The sequence below is a fragment of the Kitasatospora sp. NBC_01250 genome, from assembly GCF_036226465.1.
In the GTDB taxonomy this organism is placed as follows: Bacteria; Actinomycetota; Actinomycetes; order Streptomycetales; family Streptomycetaceae; genus Kitasatospora.
Window position 1 is genome coordinate 7,590,805 of sequence record NZ_CP108476.1, and the last position, 22,979, is coordinate 7,613,783.

The 22,979-nt window shown below is 73.0% G+C and carries 23 protein-coding genes; 17 read left to right on the plus strand and 6 right to left on the minus strand.

From position 1 onward, the window contains the following. Positions 1–95 precede the first annotated feature (95 nt). Positions 96–1,145 (plus strand): non-homologous end joining protein Ku, encoded by a 1,050-nt coding sequence (gene ku / locus OG500_RS32195; RefSeq protein ID WP_329585217.1) that lies wholly within the window; start codon positions 96–98, stop codon positions 1,143–1,145. A 16-nt stretch (positions 1,146–1,161) separates the two neighbouring features. Here the strand turns inward: ku and ligD are convergent, their stop codons facing one another. After that, positions 1,162–2,064, minus strand: coding sequence for a non-homologous end-joining DNA ligase (gene ligD, locus OG500_RS32200; protein ID WP_329585220.1), 903 nt, complete (start codon positions 2,062–2,064; stop codon positions 1,162–1,164). Positions 2,065–2,147: 83 nt separating this feature from the next. Here ligD and OG500_RS32205 point away from each other — a divergent pair, with 83 nt between their 5' ends. The 3 genes from OG500_RS32205 (at position 2,148) to OG500_RS32215 (ending at position 5,034) form a co-directional block, all read left to right on the plus strand. Further along, positions 2,148–3,188 (plus strand): PHP domain-containing protein, encoded by a 1,041-nt coding sequence (locus OG500_RS32205; RefSeq protein ID WP_329585222.1) that lies wholly within the window; start codon positions 2,148–2,150, stop codon positions 3,186–3,188. Positions 3,189–3,260: 72 nt separating this feature from the next. After that, positions 3,261–4,475 (plus strand): saccharopine dehydrogenase family protein, encoded by a 1,215-nt coding sequence (locus OG500_RS32210; protein WP_329585224.1) that lies wholly within the window; start codon positions 3,261–3,263, stop codon positions 4,473–4,475. A gap of 151 nt (positions 4,476–4,626) precedes the next feature. Next, the gene (locus tag OG500_RS32215) at positions 4,627–5,034 is read left to right on the plus strand and encodes a DUF4259 domain-containing protein (protein ID WP_329585227.1); all 408 of its coding nucleotides are present in this window, start codon (positions 4,627–4,629) and stop codon (positions 5,032–5,034) included. Positions 5,035–5,157: 123 nt separating this feature from the next. On the opposite strand, the gene OG500_RS32220 is transcribed toward OG500_RS32215, so the two are convergent. Further along, positions 5,158–5,793 carry a TetR/AcrR family transcriptional regulator gene (locus tag OG500_RS32220; RefSeq protein WP_329585229.1) on the minus strand — a complete coding sequence of 212 codons (636 nt, stop codon included), beginning with the start codon at positions 5,791–5,793 and terminating at the stop codon, positions 5,158–5,160. A 102-nt stretch (positions 5,794–5,895) separates the two neighbouring features. On the opposite strand from OG500_RS32220, the gene OG500_RS32225 reads away from it, so the two are divergent. The 3 genes from OG500_RS32225 (at position 5,896) to OG500_RS32235 (ending at position 7,862) form a co-directional block, all read left to right on the plus strand. Next, positions 5,896–7,017 carry a Gfo/Idh/MocA family protein gene (locus OG500_RS32225; RefSeq protein WP_329585231.1) on the plus strand — a complete coding sequence of 374 codons (1,122 nt, stop codon included), beginning with the start codon at positions 5,896–5,898 and terminating at the stop codon, positions 7,015–7,017. Between the two features lie 107 nt (positions 7,018–7,124). Next, positions 7,125–7,385 (plus strand): SGM_3592 family protein, encoded by a 261-nt coding sequence (locus tag OG500_RS32230; RefSeq protein ID WP_329585232.1) that lies wholly within the window; start codon positions 7,125–7,127, stop codon positions 7,383–7,385. Between the two features lie 57 nt (positions 7,386–7,442). Beyond that, on the plus strand, positions 7,443–7,862 hold the full coding sequence (locus OG500_RS32235) for a (2Fe-2S) ferredoxin domain-containing protein (protein ID WP_329585235.1): 420 nt from the start codon (positions 7,443–7,445) through the stop codon (positions 7,860–7,862). Positions 7,863–7,936: 74 nt separating this feature from the next. On the opposite strand, the gene tuf is transcribed toward OG500_RS32235, so the two are convergent. Both tuf and OG500_RS32245 read right to left on the minus strand, forming a co-directional pair. Beyond that, positions 7,937–9,130, minus strand: coding sequence for an elongation factor Tu (gene tuf / locus OG500_RS32240; protein WP_327070360.1), 1,194 nt, complete (start codon positions 9,128–9,130; stop codon positions 7,937–7,939). Positions 9,131–9,282: 152 nt separating this feature from the next. Continuing rightward, positions 9,283–10,101 (minus strand): alpha/beta fold hydrolase, encoded by an 819-nt coding sequence (locus tag OG500_RS32245; protein WP_329585238.1) that lies wholly within the window; start codon positions 10,099–10,101, stop codon positions 9,283–9,285. A 115-nt stretch (positions 10,102–10,216) separates the two neighbouring features. Here OG500_RS32245 and OG500_RS32250 point away from each other — a divergent pair, with 115 nt between their 5' ends. Next, entirely contained in the window at positions 10,217–11,140 is a 924-nt protein-coding gene (locus OG500_RS32250) for a helix-turn-helix domain-containing protein (protein WP_327070362.1), read from the plus strand. Positions 11,141–11,147: 7 nt separating this feature from the next. On the opposite strand, the gene OG500_RS32255 is transcribed toward OG500_RS32250, so the two are convergent. Further along, positions 11,148–11,606 carry a hypothetical protein gene (locus tag OG500_RS32255; RefSeq protein WP_329585243.1) on the minus strand — a complete coding sequence of 153 codons (459 nt, stop codon included), beginning with the start codon at positions 11,604–11,606 and terminating at the stop codon, positions 11,148–11,150. Positions 11,607–11,686: 80 nt separating this feature from the next. Here OG500_RS32255 and OG500_RS32260 point away from each other — a divergent pair, with 80 nt between their 5' ends. Both OG500_RS32260 and OG500_RS32265 read left to right on the plus strand, forming a co-directional pair. After that, positions 11,687–11,884 carry a hypothetical protein gene (locus OG500_RS32260; protein WP_329585245.1) on the plus strand — a complete coding sequence of 66 codons (198 nt, stop codon included), beginning with the start codon at positions 11,687–11,689 and terminating at the stop codon, positions 11,882–11,884. 228 nt (positions 11,885–12,112) lie between these two features. Next, positions 12,113–12,913 (plus strand): DUF4389 domain-containing protein, encoded by an 801-nt coding sequence (locus tag OG500_RS32265; RefSeq protein WP_329585248.1) that lies wholly within the window; start codon positions 12,113–12,115, stop codon positions 12,911–12,913. A 230-nt stretch (positions 12,914–13,143) separates the two neighbouring features. Here the strand turns inward: OG500_RS32265 and OG500_RS32270 are convergent, their stop codons facing one another. Next, positions 13,144–13,860, minus strand: coding sequence for a FadR/GntR family transcriptional regulator (locus OG500_RS32270; RefSeq protein WP_442789377.1), 717 nt, complete (start codon positions 13,858–13,860; stop codon positions 13,144–13,146). A gap of 249 nt (positions 13,861–14,109) precedes the next feature. Between OG500_RS32270 and OG500_RS32275 the strand changes: the two genes are divergently transcribed. From OG500_RS32275 to OG500_RS32305, 7 genes are all read left to right on the plus strand, one after another. Continuing rightward, on the plus strand, positions 14,110–15,759 hold the full coding sequence (locus tag OG500_RS32275) for an amino acid permease (protein ID WP_329585251.1): 1,650 nt from the start codon (positions 14,110–14,112) through the stop codon (positions 15,757–15,759). Then, positions 15,756–17,117, plus strand: coding sequence for a glutamine synthetase family protein (locus OG500_RS32280; protein WP_329585254.1), 1,362 nt, complete (start codon positions 15,756–15,758; stop codon positions 17,115–17,117). Before OG500_RS32275 ends, OG500_RS32280 begins: the two co-directional genes overlap by 4 nt. Beyond that, complete coding sequence (locus tag OG500_RS32285) at positions 17,114–17,872, plus strand: gamma-glutamyl-gamma-aminobutyrate hydrolase family protein (protein ID WP_329585257.1); 759 nt, start codon at positions 17,114–17,116, stop codon at positions 17,870–17,872. Before OG500_RS32280 ends, OG500_RS32285 begins: the two co-directional genes overlap by 4 nt. Positions 17,873–17,943: 71 nt before the next feature. Then, on the plus strand, positions 17,944–19,251 hold the full coding sequence (locus OG500_RS32290) for an aldehyde dehydrogenase family protein (protein ID WP_442789378.1): 1,308 nt from the start codon (positions 17,944–17,946) through the stop codon (positions 19,249–19,251). 4 nt (positions 19,252–19,255) lie between these two features. Then, positions 19,256–20,023 (plus strand): 3-oxoacyl-ACP reductase, encoded by a 768-nt coding sequence (locus OG500_RS32295; protein ID WP_327070370.1) that lies wholly within the window; start codon positions 19,256–19,258, stop codon positions 20,021–20,023. A 156-nt stretch (positions 20,024–20,179) separates the two neighbouring features. Continuing rightward, positions 20,180–21,598 carry an aldehyde dehydrogenase family protein gene (locus OG500_RS32300; RefSeq protein ID WP_329585262.1) on the plus strand — a complete coding sequence of 473 codons (1,419 nt, stop codon included), beginning with the start codon at positions 20,180–20,182 and terminating at the stop codon, positions 21,596–21,598. Positions 21,599–21,702: 104 nt separating this feature from the next. Then, positions 21,703–22,782 carry a Zn-dependent alcohol dehydrogenase gene (locus OG500_RS32305; RefSeq protein WP_329585264.1) on the plus strand — a complete coding sequence of 360 codons (1,080 nt, stop codon included), beginning with the start codon at positions 21,703–21,705 and terminating at the stop codon, positions 22,780–22,782. Positions 22,783–22,979 lie beyond the last annotated feature (197 nt).

Below are 22,979 nucleotides of genomic sequence, written 5' to 3' on the forward strand. Positions count from 1 at the left end.
CCGCGGGAGGTTCCGCCGACCGGGTCCGCTCGGCGGCATGCTTGATGATCCGGTGAAATACTTGGAGGCCCGGTGAAGGCAAGGAGGTGGTGGCGATGGCCAGGCCGATCTGGACGGGCACGCTGAGTTTTGGACTGGTCACCGTACCGGTCGGCCTGTACTCGGCGACCGAGGACCACTCCGTGCACTTCCGCCAGCTGCAGCGCGGGACCTCCGACCGGGTGCGCAACCAGCGGGTCAACGAGCGGACCGGTGAGGAGGTCGAGTTCCGCGAGGTGGTCAAGGGCTTCGAACTGGCCGAGGGCGAGTACGTGGTGCTGGAGCCCGCCGAGCTGGAGCAGATCTCACCGGGACGGTCCAAGTCCATCGAGATCAGCGGTTTCGTGGACCTGGCCGAGGTGGACCCGATCTACTTCGACAGGACGTACTACCTCGGGCCGCGCGGCAAGGAGTACGCGCGGGTCTACGGGCTGCTGCACCGCGCGCTGGCGGACACCAACCGGGCGGGGCTGGCCACCTTCGTGATGCGCGGCAAGCAGTACCTGGCGGCGGTGCGGGTGGAGGGCGACGTGCTGGTGCTGCAGACCATGCACTACGCCGAGGAGGTGCGTGATCCGCACCAGGAGATCGACAACCTGCCCGAGACGGTGGCCGAGCCCTCCGAGAAGGAGCTGGCGGCGGCCCGCCAGCTGATCGAGATGCTCAGCGCCGAGTGGAATCCGGCCGACTACCACGACAGCTACACCGAGCAGGTGCGCGAGCTGGTCGAGGCGAAGCTGGCGGGCAAGGAGGTGGTCACCGCCGCACCCGCGCCGGAGTCCACCAATGTGGTCGACCTGATGGCGGTCCTGGAGCGCAGCCTGAAGCAGGCCGGCAGCGAGGAGCCGGAGCCGGCCGCCGCGCCCGCCGCCAAGAGCCCCGCCGCGAAGAGCCCCGCCGCGAAGAGCAAGGGCAAGGGCAGGGCGGCGCAGGAGCCGGACGAGCCGTCGGCCGGGCTGGACGGGCTGAGCAAGGCGCAGCTCTACCAGCTGGCGACCGAGCGCGACATCGCCGGCCGGTCCTCGATGACGCGGGACCAACTGCTCGAAGCCCTCCAGGGCGCGGGCAAGGGCGCGAAGAAGCGCAGGCTCCGCGCGGTCTCCTGACGCACGCCCCCGTCCCTCACCCGTTCGGCGGCAGCTGGTGGGCCCGGGCGGGGTCGGTGAGGCCGGCGTGCCGGTCACCCGTCCCGGTCAGCCGCGCCACCACCTGGTCGGCGGTGAAGACCAGCTGCTCGGGGCGCCGGCACTCGGTCACCTCGCGCCAGTCGAGCGGTGCGGAGACGGTCGGCTCGGGGCGGGCACGCAGCGAGTAGGCGGCCACCGTGGTCTTGGCGCTGTTGTTCTGCGACCAGTCGACGAAGACCCGGCCCGTGCGCAGCCGCTTGGTCATCTGGTCGACCACCAGCTCCGGCAGCGCCCGGCGCAGGCGCCCGGCGAGGTCGCGGGCGTAGTGCTGCACCCGTTCGGCGGGCGCGGGCACCAGGGGCACGCTCAGGTGCAGGCCCTTGCTCCCGGTGGTCTTGGGCCAGCAGTCCAGCCCGTCCGCCGCGAGGAGCTCGCGCGCGGCGAGTGCGACCCGGCAGCACTCGACGACGCTCGTCCCCTCGCCGGGATCCAGGTCGATGATCAGCCGGTCGTGGGTGTCCGGTTCCGCGCGCCACTGCGGGACGTGGAACTCCAGGCACCCCAGGTTGGCCGCCCAGAGCAGCGTGGGCAGGTCGGCCACCACGGCCTGCCGCATGGTCTCCTGGCGGTGCCGCACCTCCAGGGCGGTCACCCAGGCCGGGGCGCCCGGTGGGACCCGTTTGGCCCAGAAGTGCTGCCCCTCGACCCCCTCCGGCAGGCGCAGGAAGCTGGCCGGGCGCCCGGCCAGCTGCGGCAGCATCGCGGGCGCCACCAGGGTGTAGTACCGCAGCACGGCGGCCTTGGTGTAGCCGGTGCGCGGATAGAGCACGCGGTCCAGATGGGTCAGCCGCAGTCGGCGGCCGGCCACCTCGGTCACGGTGGCGGTGGGGTCGGGCATGGCACCGATGGTGGCAGCCCGCGCCCACCGCGGCCCGGCGCGTCGTGGACGGCGCGCGGGAGGACCCGTCCGATGATGGGCGGATGACCGACCCGACGGACCCGATCGCGGCCCTGGAACGGATCGCCTTCCTGCTGGAGCGGGAGCACGCCTCCACCTACCGGGTCCAGGCCTTCCGCCGGGCGGCCGACACCCTGCGGTCCAGGACCGAGCTGCCCCGCACCACCGCCGGGCTGGCCGCACTGCCCGGGCTCGGGCCGGTCACCGCCGCCGTGGTCGGCCAGGCGCGCGACGGCCGCACCCCCGACTACCTGGCCGAGCTGGAGCAGCGGGCCGCCGCCCCGCTGGCCGAGCTCGACCCCGCGGCCGCCGCCCTGCGCGCCGCCCTGCGCGGCGACTGCCACCTCCACTCCGACTGGTCGGACGGCGGCAGCCCGATCGAGCTGATGGCCCGCACCGCCCGCGACCTCGGTCACGAGTGGGCGGTGCTCACCGACCACTCGCCCCGGCTCACCGTGGCCCGTGGCCTGAGCGCCGAGCGGCTGCGCCAACAGCTCGACGTGGTGGCCGAGGTGAACCGCGAACTGGCGCCGTTCCGGCTGCTCACCGGGATCGAGTGCGACATCCTGGACGACGGTTCGCTCGACCAGGAGGCCGAGCTGCTGGCCGAGTTGGACGTGGTGGTCGCCTCCGTCCACTCCAAGCTGCGGATGGCGGCGGGGCCGATGACCCGGCGGCTGCTGGCCGCGGTCGCCAACCCGCTGGTCGACGTGCTCGGCCACTGCACCGGGCGGCTGCTCGGTGACAAGCCGCGCCCGGAGTCGGAGTTCGACGCGGCGCAGGTCTTCGCGGCCTGTGCCGAGCACGGCACGGCCGTGGAGATCAACTCCCGCCCCGAGCGGCTGGATCCGCCGCTGCGCCTGCTGCGCCAGGCCGAGGCGGCGGGCTGCCTCTTCTCGCTGGACACCGACGCGCACGCCCCCGGCCAGCTGACCTGGCAGGACCACGGGTGCGTGCGGGCCGCGCAGGCCGGAGTGCCCGCGGAACGGGTGGTCACCACCTGGCCGGTGGAGCGGCTGCTCGACTGGACGCGTTCCGGCCGGGGCCGTACCGCCGGGGCCTGAACGGCGCATTGACACCCCGGCGGTACGGTCCCTAGCGTGAGCCGCTCGACTACCGGCCAGTAGGGATCAGTCATGGACTCCGATCGCCCCTATGATCTCGTCCTCTTCGGCGCCACCGGCTTCACCGGCCGGCTGACCGCCGAGTACCTCGCCCGCGCGGTGCCCGAGGGCTGCCGCTGGGCGCTGGCCGGCCGCGACCCGGCCAAGCTGCGCCAGGTGCGGGACGAACTCGCCGCCATCGACCCCGGGTCGGCCGAGTTGCCACTGCTCACCGCGGATGCCGCCGACCGGGCGGCGCTGCGCGAGGTGGCCGGCTCGGCCAGGGTGGTCGTCTCCACCGTCGGGCCCTACCTGCGCCACGGCGAGCCGCTGGTCGCCGCCTGCGCCGACGCCGGCACCGACTACCTCGACCTGACCGGCGAGTTCGAGTTCGTGGACCGGATGTACCTGCTGCACCACGAGCGGGCCAGGGCCACCGGTGCCCGGCTGGTGCACACCTGCGGCTTCGACTCGGTCCCGTACGACCTCGGGGTGCTCTTCACCCTCGGCCGGCTGCCCATCGCCACCAAGGACCTCCCGGTCTCGGTGAGCGGTTTCGTCCGCGCCGGCGGCAGCTTCTCGGGCGGCACCTTCGCCTCCGCGCTCGTCGCGATGTCCCGTCCGCGGGCGATGGCGCGGGCGGCCCGGGAGCGGCAGGCGGTGGAGGACCGCCCGGTGGGCCGGCGGATCCAGGTCACTCCGGACCGGCCGCGCTGGTCGCCCGAGGCGCGGGCCTGGGCCTGGCCGTTGCCGACCATCGACGCGCAGGTCGTCGGGCGCTCGGCCGCCGCGCTGGACGACTACGGCCCGGACTTCCGCTACCGGCACTACGCCGCCGTCAAGCACCTGGCGGTCGCGCTCGGTGGCAGCGCGGGCATCGCGGCGGTGCTGGCGGCAGCCCAGCTCCCGTTCACCCGCAAGGCGTTGGGCGCGCTGCTCAAGCCCGGACAGGGGCCGAGCGTCGCGCAGCGGGCGAAGTCCTGGTTCACCGTCAGGTTCGTCGCGGAGAGCGGCGGGGCCCGGGTCTACACCGAGGTGAGCGGGGGCGACCCGGGCTACACCGAGACGGCGAAGATCCTGGGCGAGGCGGCGCTCTGCCTGGCCTTCGACGAACTGCCGGTGACGGCCGGTCAGGTGACGCCGGCGGCGGCGATGGGTACGGCGCTGATCGAGCGGCTGCGCACGGCCGGGATCCGGTTCACCGTGCTCGCCAAGCCGCCGGGTGCGGCGCCGCGCCGGATGGTGTGACCCCGGGCCGGCCGGGCCGGCCGTCCGGATCGACTGTCGAACGGATCGACTGTCGAACGGCTCGGGTGACCGGTATCCGGTCGGTGCTCTCCGCGATTGTCAGTGGCCGCTGCCAGGGTGGTCGGTGAACACTCGAACAAGGAGCGCAGTCATGGGTACCTGGGACGCCGGCCCGTTCGACAACGACACCGCCGCGGATTTCGCCGGCCGGCTGGACGCCGCCGTTCCCGAACGTCGCACCGGCCTGCTGCGCGCGGCGCTGGAGCAGGCGCTGGTGCCGGGCTACCTGGAGAGCGACGAGGCGGCGGAGGCCGTGGCCGCCGCCGCCCTGGTGGCCGCGCAGTGTCCGGGCGGCGAGCCGGTGGATCCGGCGTACGGGCCGAAGTCGCCGATCCCGCTGGTCGGTGCGGAGCTGGCCGATCTGGCCGTCCGGGTGCTGGACCGGGTCGGCCTGCCGGAGTGCGAGCTCGCCGAACTGTGGGCGGACTCCGGCGAGGAGGAGCGCTGGCGCGAGCGGCTGGCGCGGCTGCGCGGCGTGCTCGCCGGGAGCGGCGGCTGACGGGGCGCCGGATCCTGACGCGATCGGAACGGGCCCTGGTACGGGTGCCGGCGGGGCGTGGGACAGGTTGTCGAGACTTCCGCTGCCCGGCCCGGCCGCGTTGCGTGATGCCGTTGCGGCCGGTCAGCTCGGCGCGGTGCCCGGCAGTGGGCTGGGCGCGCTGGTGCGCAGCCCGTCGAGCAGGACCTGCAGCGTGCGCCGCCACTGGTCGCTGGTCGCCTGCAGGCCCAGCGTCCGCTCGCCGCCGGTCACCGAGGCGAGCAGGAACGGGACGTCCTGCCAGGCGATGTCCGCGCGCATCTCGCCGGCCCCCTGGGCGCGTTCCACCAGCAGGCGGAAGCGCTCGCGCAGCGCCGCCAGGGCCCGGGCGAGCTCCTCCGCGCGCGCTCCGCCGAGCGCCTCGCAGAGTCCGGTGCTCTCGGCCCGCAGCCCGACGTAGGCGAGGGCGAAGTCGGCCAGGCTCCGCCAGGGGTCGGGCTCGGCGAGCGCCCGGTCGCCGGCCTCGGCCATCGAGTCGAGCACCTCCTCCAGTACGGCGAGCAGCAGCGCCTCGCGGGAGGGGATCCGCCGGTAGAAGGTGCCGATGCCGACCCCGGCCCGGGCGGCGATCTCGTGCGCGGAGGCGTCCGCGCCGATCTCGGCGATCGCCGTCCGCGCGGCCACCACCAGGCGCTCCACGTTGCGCCGCGCGTCGGCGCGGGGCTGACGGCCCGCCGGGTCGGCGATCAGGCGTTCGACGGCGCTGCTGGACCTTGGCATGACCGGATTCTAGCAATAACTGGACCAGCTCTGTCCGGTTAGCTAGAGTCAGAGAAGCGGACAGCAGTTGTCCGTTTTGCTGTTCGAAGGGGAGCGACAGGCATGGTTGCGAAGCCGATCCGGGTCGGGATCATCGGTGTGAATCCGCAGCAGGGCTGGGCGACCCGGGCGCACATTCCCGCGCTGCGCGCGCTGCCCGACTACGAGATCACCGCGGTGGGCACCAGCCGGATCGAGAGCGCCCGGGCGGCTGCCGAGCACGTCGGGGTCCGGCACGCCTTCGCCGATCCGCGCGAGCTGGCCGAGCACCCCGAGGTCGACCTGGTCGTGGTCACCGTCCGGGTGCCCGCGCACCTGGCGCTGGTCTCGGCGGCGCTGGCCGCGGGCAAGCACGTCTACTGCGAGTGGCCGCTCGGCCGCACCACCGAGGAGGCCGAGCAGCTGGCCAAGGCGGCCGCGGCGGCGGGGGTGCACGCCGCACTCGGGCTCCAGGCCCGGTCGGCGCCCGCGCTCGAGCACGCCCGCCGGCTGATCGCCGACGGCTACCTCGGCGAGCTCAAGGCGGTGACCGTCCACGCGACCAAGCCCAAGGGGGCGGGCGGCGAGCTGCCCGAGTGGGCGGTGTACACCCTGGACCGCGCCACGGCCGCCGGGACGCTGGAGGTGGCCGGCGGTCACACGCTGGACGCGGTGCGGCAGCTGGTCGGCGACATCGAGCGGGTCTCGGCCACCATGGCGGTGCGGCAGCCCGTCCTGCGGGTCGCGGAGACCGGTGCCGAGGTGGCCGTCACCAGCCCCGACGAGCTGGTGCTGCACGGCACGCTGGTCGGCGGCGGGCTGCTCAGCGCGCACATCCAGGAGGGCAGGATCGCCACCCCGCGCACCCGGATCGAGCTCTCCGGCACCCGGGGGGACCTGGCTCTGGTCACCACCGGTCCGGCCGGTCCGATGGGTCTGCAGATCGGCGAGCTGCGCCTGCTCGGGGCCACCGAGCCGGGTCGGGAGCTGGCCGAACTGCCCGTCCCCGAGAACTACTTCGCCCTCGACCCGGCGGCGGTCGGGCAGCAGGGCTTCCATGTGGCGCGGCAGTACGCGCAGCTCGCCGCCGACCTGCGCACGGGTGGGCGCACGGTGCCGGACTTCGAGGACGGCGTGCGTCTGCACCGGCTGCTGGACGCGATCCGGCGCTCGGACGAGACCGGAGCCCGGCAGAACGTCGGGTAGCCCGCCGCTCCCGGCCCGGCAAACGGTCTGCGGGCACTGCGCGGGGCGGTCGCGCGTTGATAGCCACAGACGGGCGCAGCAGGGGAACGAGCACGGGTGGTGGGTCGATGAGCAACGCGGACGCGCCGTCCGAGGGGCCCGAGGACGGCACCGGACCGGCGGACGACTGGGACGCGGTGGAGCTGGACGAGGCGTTCGTCCGCTCCGCGCCGGTGGTCGAGCCGTCCGGGCGGGCCCGGATGCTCGCCGCGCGCTGGCGCCGCGAGCCGCCGCAGCCGGAGCCCTGGCGCTCCGACCGACCGCCGGCGGGCTGGTTCTGGAGCCGGGTGCGGAAGGGCCGCTGGCGGCGGGGCCAGGGCCTTTCGTGAGAAAGGCCCTGGGCCGGGGCTTGATCGACTCTGCCCCGGCTGGGGTACCGTGCCCGGGTGAGCAGGCGGCGAAGTGGTGCGGAGGGTGCGGCAGCAGGCCGCGGCGGGACGGGGCGCTGCACCGTCACGGTGTGCCGGGGGTGCTGCTGCGGCACGCCCGAGAAGGTGCCGGGTCTCGACCATGCGGCCCAGCTGACCGGGTTGCGCGCGGCGCTCGCCGGGGTGGCCGAGGTGCGTCCGGTCGGCTGCCTGGACGCCTGTGAGCGGGCGAACGTGATCGTCATACAGCCCTCGCCGCAGGGCCGGCGGGCCGGTAGGCGTCCGGTCTGGCTGGGGCAGGTCAACGATGAGGAGGCGGCCCGGGACATCGCCGCCTGGGTGGCGGCCGGCGGTCCCGGCGCGGTGGAGCCGCCGGGCGTCCTCGACCTCTACGCCTTCAGCCCCTCGCGGCGGATCCGCGAGTCACTGGAGGACTGAGCCGGTCGCGGTACGGGCCCCGCTCACGCGCCGGGTGCGCGCGAGCAGGGGCCCGGGGTGGCGCCGTGGTACGCCTACTTGGTGATCTTGGTGACCTGGCCGGCGCCCACCGTGCGACCGCCCTCGCGGATGGTGAAGCGCAGGCCCTCCTCCATCGCGACCGGCTGGATGAGGCTGACGTGCATCTCCACGTTGTCGCCCGGCATCACGAGTTCGGTGCCCTCCTTCAGGGTCACCACCCCGGTGACGTCCGTGGTGCGGAAGTAGAACTGCGGGCGGTAGTTGTTGAAGAACGGGGTGTGCCGGCCGCCCTCGTCCTTGGACAGGATGTAGGCGGTGGCCTCGAACTCGGTGTGCGGGGTGACCGATCCGGGCTTGATGATGCACTGCCCGCGCTCGACGTCCTCGCGCTTGATGCCGCGCAGCAGGAGGCCGACGTTCTCGCCGGCCTGGCCCTCGTCCAGCAGCTTGCGGAACATCTCGATGCCGGTGACCGTGGTGGTGGTCTTCTCGGTCTTGATCCCGATGATGTCCACCGTCTCGTTGACCTTGAGGACCCCGCGCTCGATCCGGCCGGTCACCACGGTGCCGCGGCCGGTGATCGTGAAGACGTCCTCGACGGGCATGAGGAAGGGCTTGTCGGTGTCGCGCTCGGGCTGGGGGATGTTCTCGTCCACGGCGTTCATCAGGTTCAGCACGCTCTGGCCCCACTCCTTGTCGCCCTCCAGGGCCTTGAGGGCGGACACCTTGACGACCGCGGTGTTGTCGCCGTCGAACTCGTACTCGTTGAGCAGTTCGCGGACCTCCAGCTCGACGAGCTCCATGATCTCCTCGTCGTCCACCATGTCGGCCTTGTTCAGCGCCACGACGATGTACGGGACGCCGGACTGGCGGGCCAGCAGGACGTGTTCCTTGGTCTGCGGCATCGGGCCGTCGGTCGCGGCCACCACCAGGATCGCGCCGTCCATCTGGGCCGCGCCGGTGATCATGTTCTTGATGTAGTCCGCGTGGCCCGGGCAGTCGACGTGGGCGTAGTGCCGGGCGTCCGTCTGGTACTCGACGTGTGCGATGGAGATGGTGATACCGCGCTGCCGCTCCTCGGGCGCCTTGTCGATCTCGTCGAACGGCGTGAACGGGTTCAGGTCCGGATGGGCGTCGTGGAGCACCTTGGTGATCGCCGCGGTCAGTGTGGTCTTGCCGTGGTCGACGTGACCGATGGTGCCGATATTGACGTGCGGCTTGGTCCGCTCGAACTTCGCCTTCGCCATGTGACGCCTCCTCAGTACCCGGAACAGGACAGCGCACGGGCGCAGTCGTCGCGCAGCCGGAACCCGTTCCGACTCTTCTGGCGACCAGGAGTGACTGAACCCGTGCTGACTGTCACCATAGCGGGACCGGTGAGCTGTTCGCCGGTAGCCGGTCAGCCTGCCGCGTCTGCCGTCGGGTGTGCGTGGCTGTGCAGGAAGGCGGTCAGGGCGAGGTTCACGGGCTCCGGGTGGGTGAGCGGCGGGGTGTGGCCCGCGCCCGGGATCGTCACCAACGGCCGGGCGCCGGGCAGGACTTCGCCCATCATTGCGCCGAGGTCGAGCGGTACCGGCTGGTCGGCCTCGCCGTGGATCACCAGGGCGGGCGCGCTGATCTCCGACAGCCGGGCGGCCAGGTCGTCCACGCCCATCAGTACGCCGACCGCCGTGGCCAGCCGCTCGCGCGGCTGGCGCTGCCAGCCGGCCAGCCAGGTGCGGTGCAGATCGGGGTGCCGGTCGCGCGGTCCGAGCAGCAGGCCCAGCAACTCGGGAGCGACCGCCTCGGGGCCGCCGGCCCGGAAGCCCTCGGCCACCAGTGCCATCTGGGCCAGCGCCGGGGTCGGCCAGGCCACGGCCGCGCTGTCCACCAGGGCCAGGGCCCGCACCCGGCCGGGCGCCAGCAGCGCGGCCCGCAGCGAGAGGAAGCCGCCCTGGGAGTGGCCGACCAGGGCGGCCTGCTCGACGCCGAGGTGGTCGAGCAGGGCGAGCAGGTCGCGCGCCGAGTCCCAGTAGTCGTGCGGCGCGCCGTCGTCCTCGGTGCGCCCGTGCAGTCGCCCGTCCCAGCTGATGCAGCGGAACTCATCGCGCAGGGCGGCGACTTGGGCCTGCCACATGGAGTGGTCCATCAGGTTGCCGTGGCTCAGGACGACGACCGGGCCGGGGCCGCCGGTGTCCTGGTAGTGGAAGCGTCGGCGGTCGATCGCGGCGAAGGGCATGGTGCGGTCGCCTTCCTGTTCTGGTGCGTGGGTGGTCCGGCGGCGAGGTGTTCTCGTCGCCACCCGAGCTTCGGCCGCCGGGGGTGCTGCGGGCGAGGTAGGGTGAGGCCTCATCATGGTCAGAACTGGACAAGCCGCCGATGTCGTCGAGATCGGCTACGACAATCCGCGCCGCCCCCGGCTGGGTCTCGAGGCGCTGAGCTATGCCGAGCTCTCCGGCCGTCTGCAGCCGGGACGGTTCCGGCCGGTCAGCCGGCTCGACTTCCACCAGCTGATCCTGGTGACCGGGGGCGAGGGCATGGCGATGGTCGATTTCGTCGCCCACCCGTGCCAGGCCGGTACCGTGCTGTGGGTGCGCCCGGGGCAGTTGCAGCGCCTGCCGACCGCGCGGGACGGTGCGCCGGCCAGGCTGGACGCGACGGTGCTGCTCTTCACCCCGGCCTTCGTCCCGGCCTTCGGTGCGTCGGGCGCGGCCGGGCAGGTCGACGCGCTGCTCCAGGCGCCGGCCGCCGCTCTCTGGTCGCTCGCCCCGGCCGAGTACGCGCCGCTCGCCGGTGCCGCCGCCGAGGTGCTTGCCGAGTACGAACGCCTGCCGTCCGGCGGTGAGTTGACCGTCGAGCTGCTGCGGCTTCTGCTCGCCGGGCTGCTGGTCCGGCTGGCCAGGTGCACCCCGGCTGCGGGCCCGGGCCTGCCGGCGGACTCCGTGCTGCGCCGGTTCCAGGCGGAGTTGGAGCGCTCCTTCGCCGAGACGCGCCGGGCCCAGGACTACGCCGACCGGCTCGGCTGGGCGCCGCGCACCCTGAACCGCGCCTGCCAGGCGGCCACCGGGCGCAGTGCCAAGCAACTCATCGAGGAGCGCGTGGTGTTGGAGGCCAGCCGCCTGCTGGTCCACACCGATCTGCCGGTCGCGGCGGTCGGCCGGCGGGTGGGCTTCGGCGAGCCGACCAACTTCGGCAAGTTCTTCCTGCGCGAGACCGGCCGCACGCCGGGGGAGTTCCGCTCCACGGAACGGATGTCCTGGATCGGCGAGCCGAAGTGATGGCCCGTCAGGACTGCTCGCCGAGCCACAGGTCGGGGCCGAAGACCTCGTCGTGGATGTCGGCCGCGGGGACCTTTGCGGCGAGCAACTGCGCGCGGGCGGCACGCAGGAACGGCAGCGGGCCGCAGAGGTAGGCGGTCAGGCCGGTGGGCAGCGCGAGGGTGCTCAGGTCGATCCGCCCGGTGCGCTCGGCGGGCCACGCGCCGACGGGCTGCTCGTACCAGACCTCCGCGCTGGCGTTGGCGAGTTTCCCGGTGAGCTGCCGCAGCGTCTCGCGGAAGGCGTGGGTCTGTTCGCTGTGGTCGGCGTGCACCGCGATCACCTGGCGGGTGGCGCCGGTGGCGGCCAGGTGGTCGAGCATGCCGATCATCGGCGTGCAGCCGATCCCGGCGGAGACGAGCAGCACCGGCCCCTCGCCGTCCTCGTCCAGCTGGACATCGCCGAACGGCGGGCTCAGCCGCAGCACCCGGGCCGGCCTGGACGTGGTCGTGCAGGTGGTTCGACACCTCCCCGGCCGGGCCCTCGGGGCTCGCGGCGGCGACCCGCTTGACGCTGAAGCAGAGCGCGTCGTCGGTGCGCCCCGAGATGCTGTACTGGCGTATCTGGCGTGCGCCGTCCGGCAGCACCACCTGCACCGAGACGTACTGTCCGGGCCGCAGCGCGGGCAGCGGGCCGCCGTCCAGCGGACGCACCACGAAGGTGACCACCTCGGCGGTCTCCTGGCGGCGGCCGGCCACCAGGTAGTCGCGCCAGAGCCGGTCGCCGGCGGCGTCGGCCTGCTCGCGCAGCCGGCCCTCGACGGCGATCAGCGCGTTGGCCATCAGCCAGAAATGAGGCCCGCTGGGTGAAGCCCGAGGGCTGCGTGCGCCGCGCCCGCCGCGGGCACCCCGTCCGGCGCCGTGGAGATGCCGGACGGCGGCCCGGCTGCCAGGGTGCTGAGGAGGAGTCAGCCGCGAATCGAAGGAGCACGCGATGGCCCAGACGCCTGGCCCGGGTGGTTGGACGATGCCGGTGGCGCCCGGCCCGCCGGAGTTCCTGCCGATCCTGGACATCCCGGAGCCCGGGCGGCAGCGTCGGCTCACCATCCTCTTCCGCTGGCTCCTGCTGGTGCCGCAGGCGATCGTGCTGTGGGTGCTGTCGGTGATCGCCTTCTTCGCGGCCGTCATCGGCTGGTTCGCCGCGCTCGTCACCGCCGAGCTGCCCGCTCCGATCGCCCGGTACCTGACCGGCTACCTGGGCTACGACACCCGGGTGACGGCCAGCGGGACCCTGCTGATCGACCGGTATCCGCCGTTCTCGTTGCGGCAGCGCCCCGACTTCCCGGTGCTGGTGCAGGTGCGGCCGGGACGGTTGAACCGGCTGGCCGTCCTCTTCCGGCTGATCCTGATGATCCCGGCGGCCGTCATCAACAGTCTGCTGGGCGCCGGCTGGGTGGTGCTCTCCTTCTTCATCTGGCTGCTGGCGCTGGTCCTGGGGCGGCTGCCGCGGCCGGTCTTCGAGGCCACGGCGGCCTTCGTGCGCTACCGCTTCCGGTTCAACGCCTACGTGCTGATGCTCACCTCCGCCTACCCGAAGTACCTCTTCGGCGAGGAGTGGCCGGCGCCGGGGGAGGAGCCGCCGGTCTCGGCCACCCGGCCGCTGGTGCTGGGCGGGCCGGGCAAGGCGCTGCTGGTGGCCTTCCTGGTGCTGGGGCTGGCCGGCCATGTCACCGCCGACTTCGCACAGAGCGGGAACGACTCCGACAAGACGGTCAACACCGCGCCCGCGCCGTAGTCCGTGCCCGGTCCGGCCGCCGGGGCCCGCCACTGGGGCCCGCTGCCGGGGCCCGAGGTCGGCGTCCGCGTCTGCGTCCACGTCCGCCGTCTGCGTCCACGTCCGCGTCTGCGTCCACGTCCGCCGTCTGCGTCCACGTCCGCGTCTGCGTCCACGTCCGCCGTCTGCGTCCACGTCCGCGTCTGCGTCCACGTCCGCCGTCTGCGTCCACGTCCGCGTCGGCGGCGGCGTCAGCCGAGGAAGCCGCGCAGCAGTGCGGCGGTGCCCGCCAGGTGCTCCTCGGTCGAGCGGCGCGCCCCCGCGACGTCACCGGCCAGGATCGCCTCCACCATCGCGCGGTGCTGCACGCTGGCGTGCTCGATGTTGCGTTCCAGCACGGGTATCGCGTTCAGCAGGTCGTTGAGCCGCATCCGGCTCTCGGCCACCCCGGCGGCCAGCGAGGGCGAGCCGGTCAGCTCGGCGATCGCCAGGTGGAAGCGGGAGTCGAGGCGGCGGTACTCCTCGATGTCGGCGCCCTCCAGCTCGGCCAGCCGCAGCTCCAGGTAGGCGCACTGGTCCGCGCTCAGCCCGCGCCGGGCGGCCTGCTCGGCGGCGCCGGTCTCCAGTACCATCCGGAAGGTCAGGGCGTCCTCCAGCTCAGTACCCATGTCCTGGACGGCGCGGCGCAGTTGGCCGAGGTCCGGGGCGGGCAGCCGGTAGGTGACGAAGGTGCCGCCGTAGCGGCCCCGCCGGGACTCCACGCAGCCCGCCTCCTGCAGCGAGCGGATCGCCTCGCGCAGCGTCTCGCGGCTGATGCCGAGGCGCACGGCCAGCTCGCGCTCGGCGGGCAGGCGGTCGCCGTAGCCGAAGACGCCGAGCTTCACCGCCTCCAGGATCCGCTCGACGGTCTCCTCGAAGGCGTTGCCGGTCCTGACGGGGCGGAAGATCGCGCCGCCCTGCCAGTCCATCCGCGGATCGCGGTCGCCTGCAAGCTCCACCCGGAAATCGTACCGAGGTGCGAGCCGTGATGATCGGCGGATGCCCAGGCCCGCTGCCCGGCGGGGGTGGCGGTCCACAATGCGGCGGTCCCTCTTGACGCGGTGACGGCGGAGTCGGAATCATGCGCGGTACGCCAATGGTCTGGTTCCGGGCCATTGACGACCACAGTGCCGTGGGCGCACGTTTCGGATCCCCCACCGAACCCCCAAGGGGCGCGCATGACCTCCGAGCAGTCACCCGTCAACCAGGTTCCCCCACCTGTGTTGCACGCGCTTTCCTCCGATGTTTCCACCGTCGTTTCCACCGAAGCCACTGCCGAATCCTCCGGCGCCGCGATTTCCGAGGACGAACAACGGCTGCGCGAGCTGGGCTACACCCAGGAGCTGGCCCGCTCGCTCTCCGGATTCTCGAACTTCGCCGTCTCCTTCTCGATCGTCTCGATCCTGTCCGGCTGCCTGACCCTCTACGGCTTCGGCATGGTCACCGGCGGCCCCGCGCTGATCACCTGGGGCTGGCCGGTGGTCGGTGCCATGACGCTCTGCGTGGGCCTGGCGATGGCCGAGATCTGCTCCGCCTACCCGACCGCCGGAGGCCTGTACTACTGGGCGGCCAAACTGGCGCGCGGCAACGCGCCCGCGGCGAGCTGGTTCACCGGATGGTGCAACTTCATGGGCCAGGTCGCGGTCACCGCGAGCGTCGACTACGGCGCGGCCACCTTCACCAACGCGCTGCTCGACCTGCGGTTCGGCCTCAGCGCCACGCCGGAGCACACGATCGAGATCTTCGCGGTGATCCTGTTGCTGCACGGGCTGTTGAACAGCTTCGGCGTCCGGCTGGTCGCGATCTTCAACACGGTCAGCGTCTGGTGGCACCTGCTGGGCGTGCTGCTGATCGTCGGCATGCTGGCGCTGCTGCCGCAGCACCACGCCTCGGTCTCCTTCGTCTTCGGGCACTTCGTCAACCAGACCGGCTTCCAGAGCTCCTTCTACGTGGTCATGCTCGGCCTGCTGCTCGCCCAGTACACGCTCACCGGCTACGACGCCTCCGCGCACATGACCGAGGAGACCAGGGACGCGGCCCGCTCCGGGCCGCGCGGCATCGTCAACTCGATCCTGGTCTCGCTGGTGGCCGGCTGGATCCTGCTGATCGGCCTGACCTTCGCGATCCAGGACTACAACGGCGAGGTGAACAGCCCCACCGGCGAGCCGCCCGCGCAGATCTTCCTGGACGCCATCGGCCGCAACGGGGCCGAGTTCCTGCTGGTGATCGTGATCGGCGCCCAGTTCTTCTGCGGGATGGCCTCGGTCACCGCCAACTCCCGTATGGTGTACGCATTCTCGCGCGACGGTGCGCTGCCTGGCTCGCGGCTCTGGCACCGGATCGACCCGCGCACCCAGACCCCCAACAACGCGATCTGGCTGGGCACCGGCGGCGCCTTCCTGCTCGGGCTGCCCGCGCTGTGGAACACCACCGCCTTCGCCGCCGTCACCTCGGTCTCGGTGATCGGGCTCTACCTCGCCTATGTGATCCCGGTCTACCTGCGGCTGCGCCAGGGCGAGGCGTTCCAGCGCGGCCCCTGGCACCTGGGCCGCTGGAGCCGGCCGATCGGGATCGCCGCGGTCGGCTGGACCGCGCTGATCACCGTGCTCTTCATGCTCCCCACGCTCAGCCCGATCACCGTCAAGAACTTCAACTACACCAGCGTCGCCATCGCGGTGGTGCTCGGGTTCGCGGCCGTCTGGTGGTTCGCCTCGGCGCGCCGCTGGTTCACCGGTCCGCGCATCCACGACGCGCCCGCCCCCGGCGACCCGACCGAAGCGGTTCCCGACCCGAGCACCACCCCAACTCCCCAGGAGGAGACCGGATGACGAGCAGCACCAGGCTGACGCTGGATCAGCTCCGGGCCCGCGTCGCGGACGGAAGCATCGACACCGTCGTGCTGGCCATCACCGACATGCAGGGCCGGCTGCAGGGCAAGCGGCTGGACGCCGAGTACTTCCTCACCGACGTGCTCGGGCAGGCCGCCGAGGGCTGCGGCTACCTGCTCGCGGTGGACGTCGAGATGAACACCGTCGACGGCTACGAGGTCTCCTCCTGGGAGGACGGCTACGGCGACCTGACCATGGTGCCCGATCTCGGGACGCTGCGGATGGTCCCCTGGCACCCGGGCACTGCGATGGTGCAGTGCGACCTGGCGCGGCACGACGGCACCCCGGTCTCCGTCTCGCCCCGGCAGATCCTGCAGCGGCAGCTGGACCGGCTCGCCGGGTACGGCTGGCAGGCCTACGTGGGAACCGAGTTGGAGTTCATCGTGTTCCGGGACAGCTACGAGCAGGCCTGGGACAAGGACTACCGGCAGCTCACCCCGGTCAACCAGTACAACGTGGACTACTCGATCCTGGGCACCGCGCGGATCGAGCCGCTGCTGCGCCGGCTGCGCCGGGAGATGTCCGGCGCCGGGCTCACGGTGGAGTCGGCCAAGGGCGAGTGCAACCTCGGGCAGCACGAGATCGCCTTCAAGTACGACGCCGCGCTGCGGACCTGCGACGACCACGTGGTCTACAAGACCGGCTCCAAGGAGATCGCCGCGCAGGAGGGGGTGAGCCTGACCTTCATGGCCAAGTACAACGAGCGCGAGGGCAACTCCTGCCACATCCACCTGAGTCTGCGCGACGAGGCGGGTGCCCCGGTGATGGCGGGGGAGGGGGCGCACGGCTTCTCCCCGCTGATGGAGCACTTCCTGGCCGGCCAACTGGCCTGTCTGGCGGACTTCGCGCTGCTGCTCGCGCCGACCGTCAACTCCTACAAGCGCTACGTGCCCGGCAGCTTCGCGCCCACCGCGATCGCCTGGGGGCGCGACAACCGCTCCTGCGCGCTGCGGGTGGTCGGCCACGGCTCCTCGCTGCGCTTCGAGAACCGGGTGCCGGGCGGCGACGTCAACCCCTATCTGGCGGTCGCCGCACTGATCGCGGCAGGCCTGCACGGCGTGGAGCAACAGCTCGCACTGGAGACGGAGTTCACCGGAAACGCCTACGTCTCCGACGCGCCCAGGGTGCCCGCCACGCTGCGCGAGGCGGTGGCCGCCTTCGAGGCCAGCGAGGTCGCCGCGCTGGCCTTCGGCAAGGACGTGGTGCGCCACTACACGCACGCCGGGCGGGTGGAGCTGGCCGCCTTCGAGTCGGCGGTGACCGACTGGGAGCGCCGGCGCGGATTCGAGCGGCTGTGAGCGGCGCGCCGCTGGTGGGGATCACCAGCTACCTGGAGCAGGCCGCCTGGGGTGTCTGGCAGCAACCGGCCGCGCTGATCCCGCAGTTGTACGTCGACGCGGTCACCGCCGCCGGTGCCGTGCCGGTGCTGCTGCCGCCGCAGCCCGTGCGGGGCCTCGCCTGCGGCCTGCTCGACCGGCTGGACGGGCTGGTCCTGGCGGGCGGCCCCGATGTGGCGCCCGACCGCTACGACGCCGAGCCCGACCCGCACACCGGCGCGCCGCACCGGGAGCGGGACGCCTGGGAGTTCGAGCTGCTGCGGGCCGCGCTGGCGGCGGACCTGCCGGTGCTCGGGGTCTGCCGGGGCATGCAGGTGCTCAACGTGGCGCTCGGCGGCGACCTTGTCCAGCACCTGCCGGACCGGATCGGTGAGCAGGGCCACCAGGTGGCGCCCGCCACCTTCAACCGCCGCCCGGTGCGGGTCTCCCGGGGCAGTCGGCTCGGCGCGATCCTCGGCGAGCGCACCGAGGTGCTCTGCTACCACCACCAGGCGGTCGACCGGATCGGCGCGAACCTGCGCCCGGTGGCCTGGAGTGCGGACGGCACCGTGGAGGCCATCGAACTGCCCGGCGCCCGCTTCGCGTTGGGCGTGCAGTGGCATCCCGAGGCGGATCCGGCAGACCCCCGGCTGTTCCGCTCCTTCGTCGACACCCTGACCGGGACCTCCAGGCTCCGCGGAACGTCAACCAACACCCTTGAGGAGAAGAGCGCGTGACCACTGCCCAGCTCGCCGACCGCTTCGAGGTGGTCAACCCGGCCACCGAGGAGGTGATCGAGACGGTGGCGATGGCCGGAGTACCCGAGACGGACGCCGCCATCGCCCGGGCCAAGGCCGCCTTCGAGAGCTGGCGCCGCGTCGCCCCGGCGGACCGGGCCCGGCTGCTGCGGGCCTTCGCCGCCGCCGTGGACGCCGACCGCGAGAACCTGGCCCAGCTGGAGGTGGCCAACGCCGGTCACACCATCGGCAACGCCCGCTGGGAGGCGGGCAACGCCCGTGACGTGATCGAGTACTACGCCGCCGCGCCCGAACGGCTCTTCGGCCGGCAGATCCCGGTGGCCGGCGGCATCGACGTCACCTTCCAGGAACCGCTCGGCGTGGTCGGCGTCATCGTGCCGTGGAACTTCCCGATGCCCATCGCGGCCTGGGCGCTGGCCCCGGCGCTGGCGGCGGGCAACACGGTGGTGCTCAAGCCCGCCGAGCTGACCCCGCTCACCGCGCTGCGGCTGGCCGAACTCGCGCTGGCCGCAGGCCTGCCCGAGGGCGTGTTCCAGGTGCTGCCGGGGCACGGCCCGGTGGTCGGCCGGCGCTTCGTGACCCACCCCGACGTCCGCAAGGTCGTCTTCACCGGCTCGACCAGGGTCGGCAAGGAGATCGCGGCCGGCTGCGCCGAGCAGGTCAAGCCCGTCACGCTGGAACTCGGCGGCAAGAGCGCCAACATCGTCTTCGCCGACGCCGACCTCGCCAAGGCGGCGGCCAGCGCGCCGTACGCCGTCTTCGACAACGCGGGCCAGGACTGCTGCGCGCGCTCCCGGATCCTGGTCCAGCGCGAGGTGCTGGAGGAGTTCCTGGCGCTGCTGGAGCCGGCCGTGCGCGGCGTGAAGGTGGGCGACCCGCGGTTGCCCGAGACCGAGATGGGACCGCTGATCTCGGCCGCGCACCACGCCAGGGTCTCCTCCTACCTGACTGACGATGTGTCAGTTCACTTGCAGGGCACGGTTCCCGACGGCAAGGGCTTCTGGTTCCCGCCCACCGTGCTGGCGCCGGTGGACGAGCGCTCCCGGGTCTTCACCGAGGAGGTGTTCGGCCCGGTGGTCGCCGTACTGCCGTTCACCGACGAGGCGGACGCGCTGCGGATCGCCAACGCCACCGAGTACGGCCTGTCCGGCTCGATCTGGACCCGCGACCTGGGCCGGGCGCTGCGGGTGGCCCAGGGGGTGGAGGCCGGCAACCTGTCGGTCAACTCGCACTCCTCGGTGCGCTACTCGACCCCGTTCGGCGGGTTCAAGCAGTCGGGCCTGGGCCGTGAGCTCGGCCCCGACGCGCTCAACGCCTTCACCGAAACCAAGAACGTCTTCATCTCCACGGAGGAGTAAACAGATGACCAACCGTCTCGACGGCCGCGTGGCCGTGATCACCGGCGCCGGCAGCGGCATCGGCTTGGCCAGCGCCCGGCGCCTGGCGAGCGAGGGAGCGAAGGTCGTCTGCGTCGACCTCGACGAGAACAGCGGCAAGGCCGCCGCCGCGGAGGTCGGCGGGCTCTTCGTGCGGGCCGACGTCACCGACGAGGAGGCGGTGAAGGCGATGTACGAGGCGGCGGTGGCCGAGTACGGCCGCCTGGACATCGCCTTCAACAACGCCGGCATCTCCCCGCCCGAGGACGACTCGATCCTCACCACCGGGCTGGACGCCTGGAAGCGGGTCCAGGACGTCAACCTGACCAGCGTCTACCTGTGCTGCAAGTACGCGATCCCGCACATGCAGCGCCAGGGCAAGGGCTCGATCATCAACACCGCCTCCTTCGTCGCGGTGATGGGCGCGGCCACCTCGCAGATCTCCTACAGCGCCTCCAAGGGCGGGGTGCTGTCGATGTCGCGCGAACTGGGCGTGCAGTTCGCCCGGGAGGGGATCCGGGTCAACGCGCTGTGCCCCGGCCCGGTCAACACCCCGCTGCTGCAGGAGCTGTTCGCCAAGGACCCGGAGCGGGCGGCGCGGCGCCTGGTGCACATCCCGCTGGGCCGGTTCGCCGAGCCGAGCGAGATCGCGGCGGCGGTGGCCTTCCTGGCCAGTGACGACTCCTCGTTCATGACCGCGAACACCTTCCTCGTGGACGGCGGGATCTCCGGCGCCTACGTGACCCCGCAGTAGCCGCGCACCGGCCCGCGGCGCCGTGCCGCACTCCTGGTCCGGGGTGCGGCACGGCGCCGCGGCATGCTTGCGCGGTGCGGGCGGTACGGCGTTGACTGGGGCCGGTCAGGCAGCGCCGGCAGTTGAACGGCCGGCCGCGTGAGGAGAGGACCAGCTGTGCAGCAGTACACGGACCAGTACATCGACGGAGCGTGGCGGCCCAGCCTCGGCGGCACGCCGCTGGAGGTGGTCGACCCCGCCACCGAGCAGGTGATCGCCACCGTCCCGGCCGGTACCGCCGCCGACGTCGACGCCGCCGTGGCCGCCGCCCGCGCCGCCGCCCGGGCCTGGGGCACCACCGGCCGCGAGGAGCGGCTGGCGCCGCTGACCCGGCTGCGGGACGGCCTGGCCGCCCGCCAGCAGGAGATCGCCGAGACGGTGCTGGCCGAGCAGGGCAGCCCGATCGGCTTCGCCACCACCGTCCAGGCCGGACTGCCGCTCGCGGTGGCCTCCTCCTACCTGGAGCTGCTGGCCGGGTACGCGTTCGAGGAGCGGGTGGGCAACTCCACCGTGTTCGCCGAGCCGGCCGGGGTGGTCGCCGCGATCACGCCGTGGAACTACCCGCTGCACCAGATCGTCGCCAAGGTCGTCCCGGCGCTCGCGGCCGGCTGCACCGTGGTGCTCAAGCCCGCGGAGGACACCCCGCTGGTGGCCCGGCTCTTCGCCGGGATCGTCGACGGGGCCGGCTTCCCGGCCGGGGTCTTCAACCTGGTCACCGGCGTCGGCACGGTGGCGGGCGCGGCGCTGGTGGCCCACCCCGAGGTGGACCTGGTCTCGTTCACCGGCTCCACCGCGGTGGGCCGGGCGATCGGCGAGGTGGCCGGGGGCGGCATCAAGCGGGTGGCCCTGGAGCTCGGCGGCAAGTCGGCCAGTGTGGTGCTGCCGGACGCCGACCTGGGGCGTGCGGTCAACGTCAGCGCCGCCAACGTCTTCGCCAACTCCGGCCAGACCTGCACCGCGTGGACCAGGCTGCTGGTCCACCAGGACCAGTACGAGGAGGCCGTCGCGCTGGCTGCCAAGGCCGCCGCCAAGTACCGCCCCGGCGACCCGGCCTCGCCCGGGACCCGGATGGGCCCGGTGGTCAGCGCCGAGCAGCGCGACCGGGTGCGCGGCTACATCGAGGCCGGCCTGGCGCAGGGCGCGCGACTGGTGGCGGGCGGCGCCGAGGCCCCCGCGGACCTGCCGACCGGCTACTACGTGCAGCCGACCGTGCTGGCCGACGTCACGCCCGCGATGACGGTGGCGCAGGAGGAGATCTTCGGCCCGGTGCTGTCGATCCTCGCCTACCGCGACGAGGAGCACGCCGTCGAGATCGCCAACGGTACCGAGTACGGGCTGTCCGGCGCGGTCTGGGCGGCGGACGAGGAGCGCGCCGTGGCCTTCGCCCGCCGCCTGGATGCCGGGCAACTGCACATCAACGGTGGGCAGTTCAACCCGATCGCGCCGTTCGGCGGCTACAAGGCCTCGGGTGTGGGGCGGGAGCTCGGGCGGTACGGCCTGGAGGAGTTCCTGCAGACCAAGTCGCTGCAGTTCTGAGGCCTGCCGCAGTCCTCAGGCCCGCTGCAGTTCTCCGGCCGTTGTTCTTCGGGGTTCTGCCGCAGCTGGCGTTGCCGAGAGTCCGACTACCGAAGAGGAACACCATGGTTCGTGCCGCCCTGCTCACCGCCGTAGGCGCTCCGCTGGAGCTGGCCGAGATCGAGTTGCCCGAGCCCGGGCCGGGCCAGGTCCGGGTCAGGCTGGCCGCCGCGGGCGTCTGCCACTCCGACCTCTCGCTCGCCACCGGTGTGCTGCGCGCGCCCACCCCCGTGGTGCTCGGCCACGAGGGTGCGGGCACCGTGGCCGCCGTCGGCGACGGCGTCACCAGTGTGCGGGTGGGCGACCCGGTGGTGCTCAACTGGGCGCCGGCCTGCGGCACCTGCCACCTGTGCGGACTGGGCGAGCCGTGGCTGTGCGAGCGCGCGGGTGATGCCTACGGCCAGACCTACGGAGCGCTCGCGGACGGCACCGCCGTCTACCCGGGCCTCGGGGTCGCCGCCTTCGCCGAGGAGACGGTGGTCGGCGAGCGGGCTCTGCTGCCGCTGCCCGCCGGTGTGCCGCTCACCTCGGCCGCGCTGCTCGGCTGCGCCGTGCTCACCGGCTACGGGGCGGTGCACAACGCCGCCCGGGTCGGGGCGGGCGAGTCGGTGGTGGTCTTCGGGCTGGGCGGGGTCGGTTTGGCCGTCCTGCAGGCGGCCCGGATCGCCGGTGCGGGAGTGATCATCGCCGTCGACGTCAACCCGGCGAAGGAGGAGCTGGCGCGTCGCCACGGGGCCACCGACTTCCTCCTCGCGGACGACCAGATCGCCCGCGGTGTACGGAAACTGACGGATGGTCACGGCGCGGACCAGGCCTTCGAGTGCGCCGGCCGGGGCAGCGCCGTGCGGGCCGCCTGGTCCACCACCCGGCGCGGCGGGCGCACCACGGTGGTCGGCATCGGTGGCAAGGACGACCTGGTCTCCTTCAACTCCCTGGAGCTGTTCCACTTCGCCCGCACGCTGAGCGCCTGCGTGTACGGCAACAGCGACCCGGCCCGGGACGTCCCGCTGCTCGCCGAGCACGTGCGTGCCGGGCGCCTCGACCTGGAGGCGCTGATCACCGACCGGATCACGCTGGACGAGATCCCGGCCGCCTTCGAGCGGATGCGGGCGGGGCAGGGCGGGCGGTCGTTGGTGGTCTTCTGAGCGGTCCGCCGAGTGCTCCTCTGAGCGCTTCTCCGAGTGGCCTTCTGCGTGGTCCGCTGAAGCGGAGCGCAGGCTTCCGGGGCGGTGCCCCCGGGGCGGTGCGCCGAGTCGAACTGGTGCGCACGATCCATCTTGGACCATGGCGAGGGCTCTGGCACACTGTCGCTGTCGGCTGACGAACTGTCACGCCGGGCCTG

Coding starts and splice junctions, on each gene's coding strand:
- OG500_RS32220 (WP_329585229.1), bottom strand. CDS start 5,793: ATGCCAAGGTCCAGCAGCGCCGTCGAACGCCTGATCGCCGACCCGGCG.
- OG500_RS32250 (WP_327070362.1), top strand. CDS start 10,217: ATGGTCAGAACTGGACAAGCCGCCGATGTCGTCGAGATCGGCTACGAC.
- OG500_RS32225 (WP_329585231.1), top strand. CDS start 5,896: ATGGTTGCGAAGCCGATCCGGGTCGGGATCATCGGTGTGAATCCGCAG.
- ku (WP_329585217.1), top strand. CDS start 96: ATGGCCAGGCCGATCTGGACGGGCACGCTGAGTTTTGGACTGGTCACC.
- OG500_RS32290 (WP_442789378.1), top strand. CDS start 17,944: ATGGCCGGAGTACCCGAGACGGACGCCGCCATCGCCCGGGCCAAGGCC.
- OG500_RS32230 (WP_329585232.1), top strand. CDS start 7,125: ATGAGCAACGCGGACGCGCCGTCCGAGGGGCCCGAGGACGGCACCGGA.
- tuf (WP_327070360.1), bottom strand. CDS start 9,130: ATGGCGAAGGCGAAGTTCGAGCGGACCAAGCCGCACGTCAATATCGGC.
- ligD (WP_329585220.1), bottom strand. CDS start 2,064: ATGCCCGACCCCACCGCCACCGTGACCGAGGTGGCCGGCCGCCGACTG.
- OG500_RS32210 (WP_329585224.1), top strand. CDS start 3,261: ATGGACTCCGATCGCCCCTATGATCTCGTCCTCTTCGGCGCCACCGGC.
- OG500_RS32295 (WP_327070370.1), top strand. CDS start 19,256: ATGACCAACCGTCTCGACGGCCGCGTGGCCGTGATCACCGGCGCCGGC.
- OG500_RS32245 (WP_329585238.1), bottom strand. CDS start 10,101: ATGCCCTTCGCCGCGATCGACCGCCGACGCTTCCACTACCAGGACACC.
- OG500_RS32265 (WP_329585248.1), top strand. CDS start 12,113: ATGGCCCAGACGCCTGGCCCGGGTGGTTGGACGATGCCGGTGGCGCCC.
- OG500_RS32275 (WP_329585251.1), top strand. CDS start 14,110: ATGACCTCCGAGCAGTCACCCGTCAACCAGGTTCCCCCACCTGTGTTG.
- OG500_RS32280 (WP_329585254.1), top strand. CDS start 15,756: ATGACGAGCAGCACCAGGCTGACGCTGGATCAGCTCCGGGCCCGCGTC.
- OG500_RS32215 (WP_329585227.1), top strand. CDS start 4,627: ATGGGTACCTGGGACGCCGGCCCGTTCGACAACGACACCGCCGCGGAT.
- OG500_RS32205 (WP_329585222.1), top strand. CDS start 2,148: ATGACCGACCCGACGGACCCGATCGCGGCCCTGGAACGGATCGCCTTC.
- OG500_RS32305 (WP_329585264.1), top strand. CDS start 21,703: ATGGTTCGTGCCGCCCTGCTCACCGCCGTAGGCGCTCCGCTGGAGCTG.
- OG500_RS32270 (WP_442789377.1), bottom strand. CDS start 13,860: ATGGACTGGCAGGGCGGCGCGATCTTCCGCCCCGTCAGGACCGGCAAC.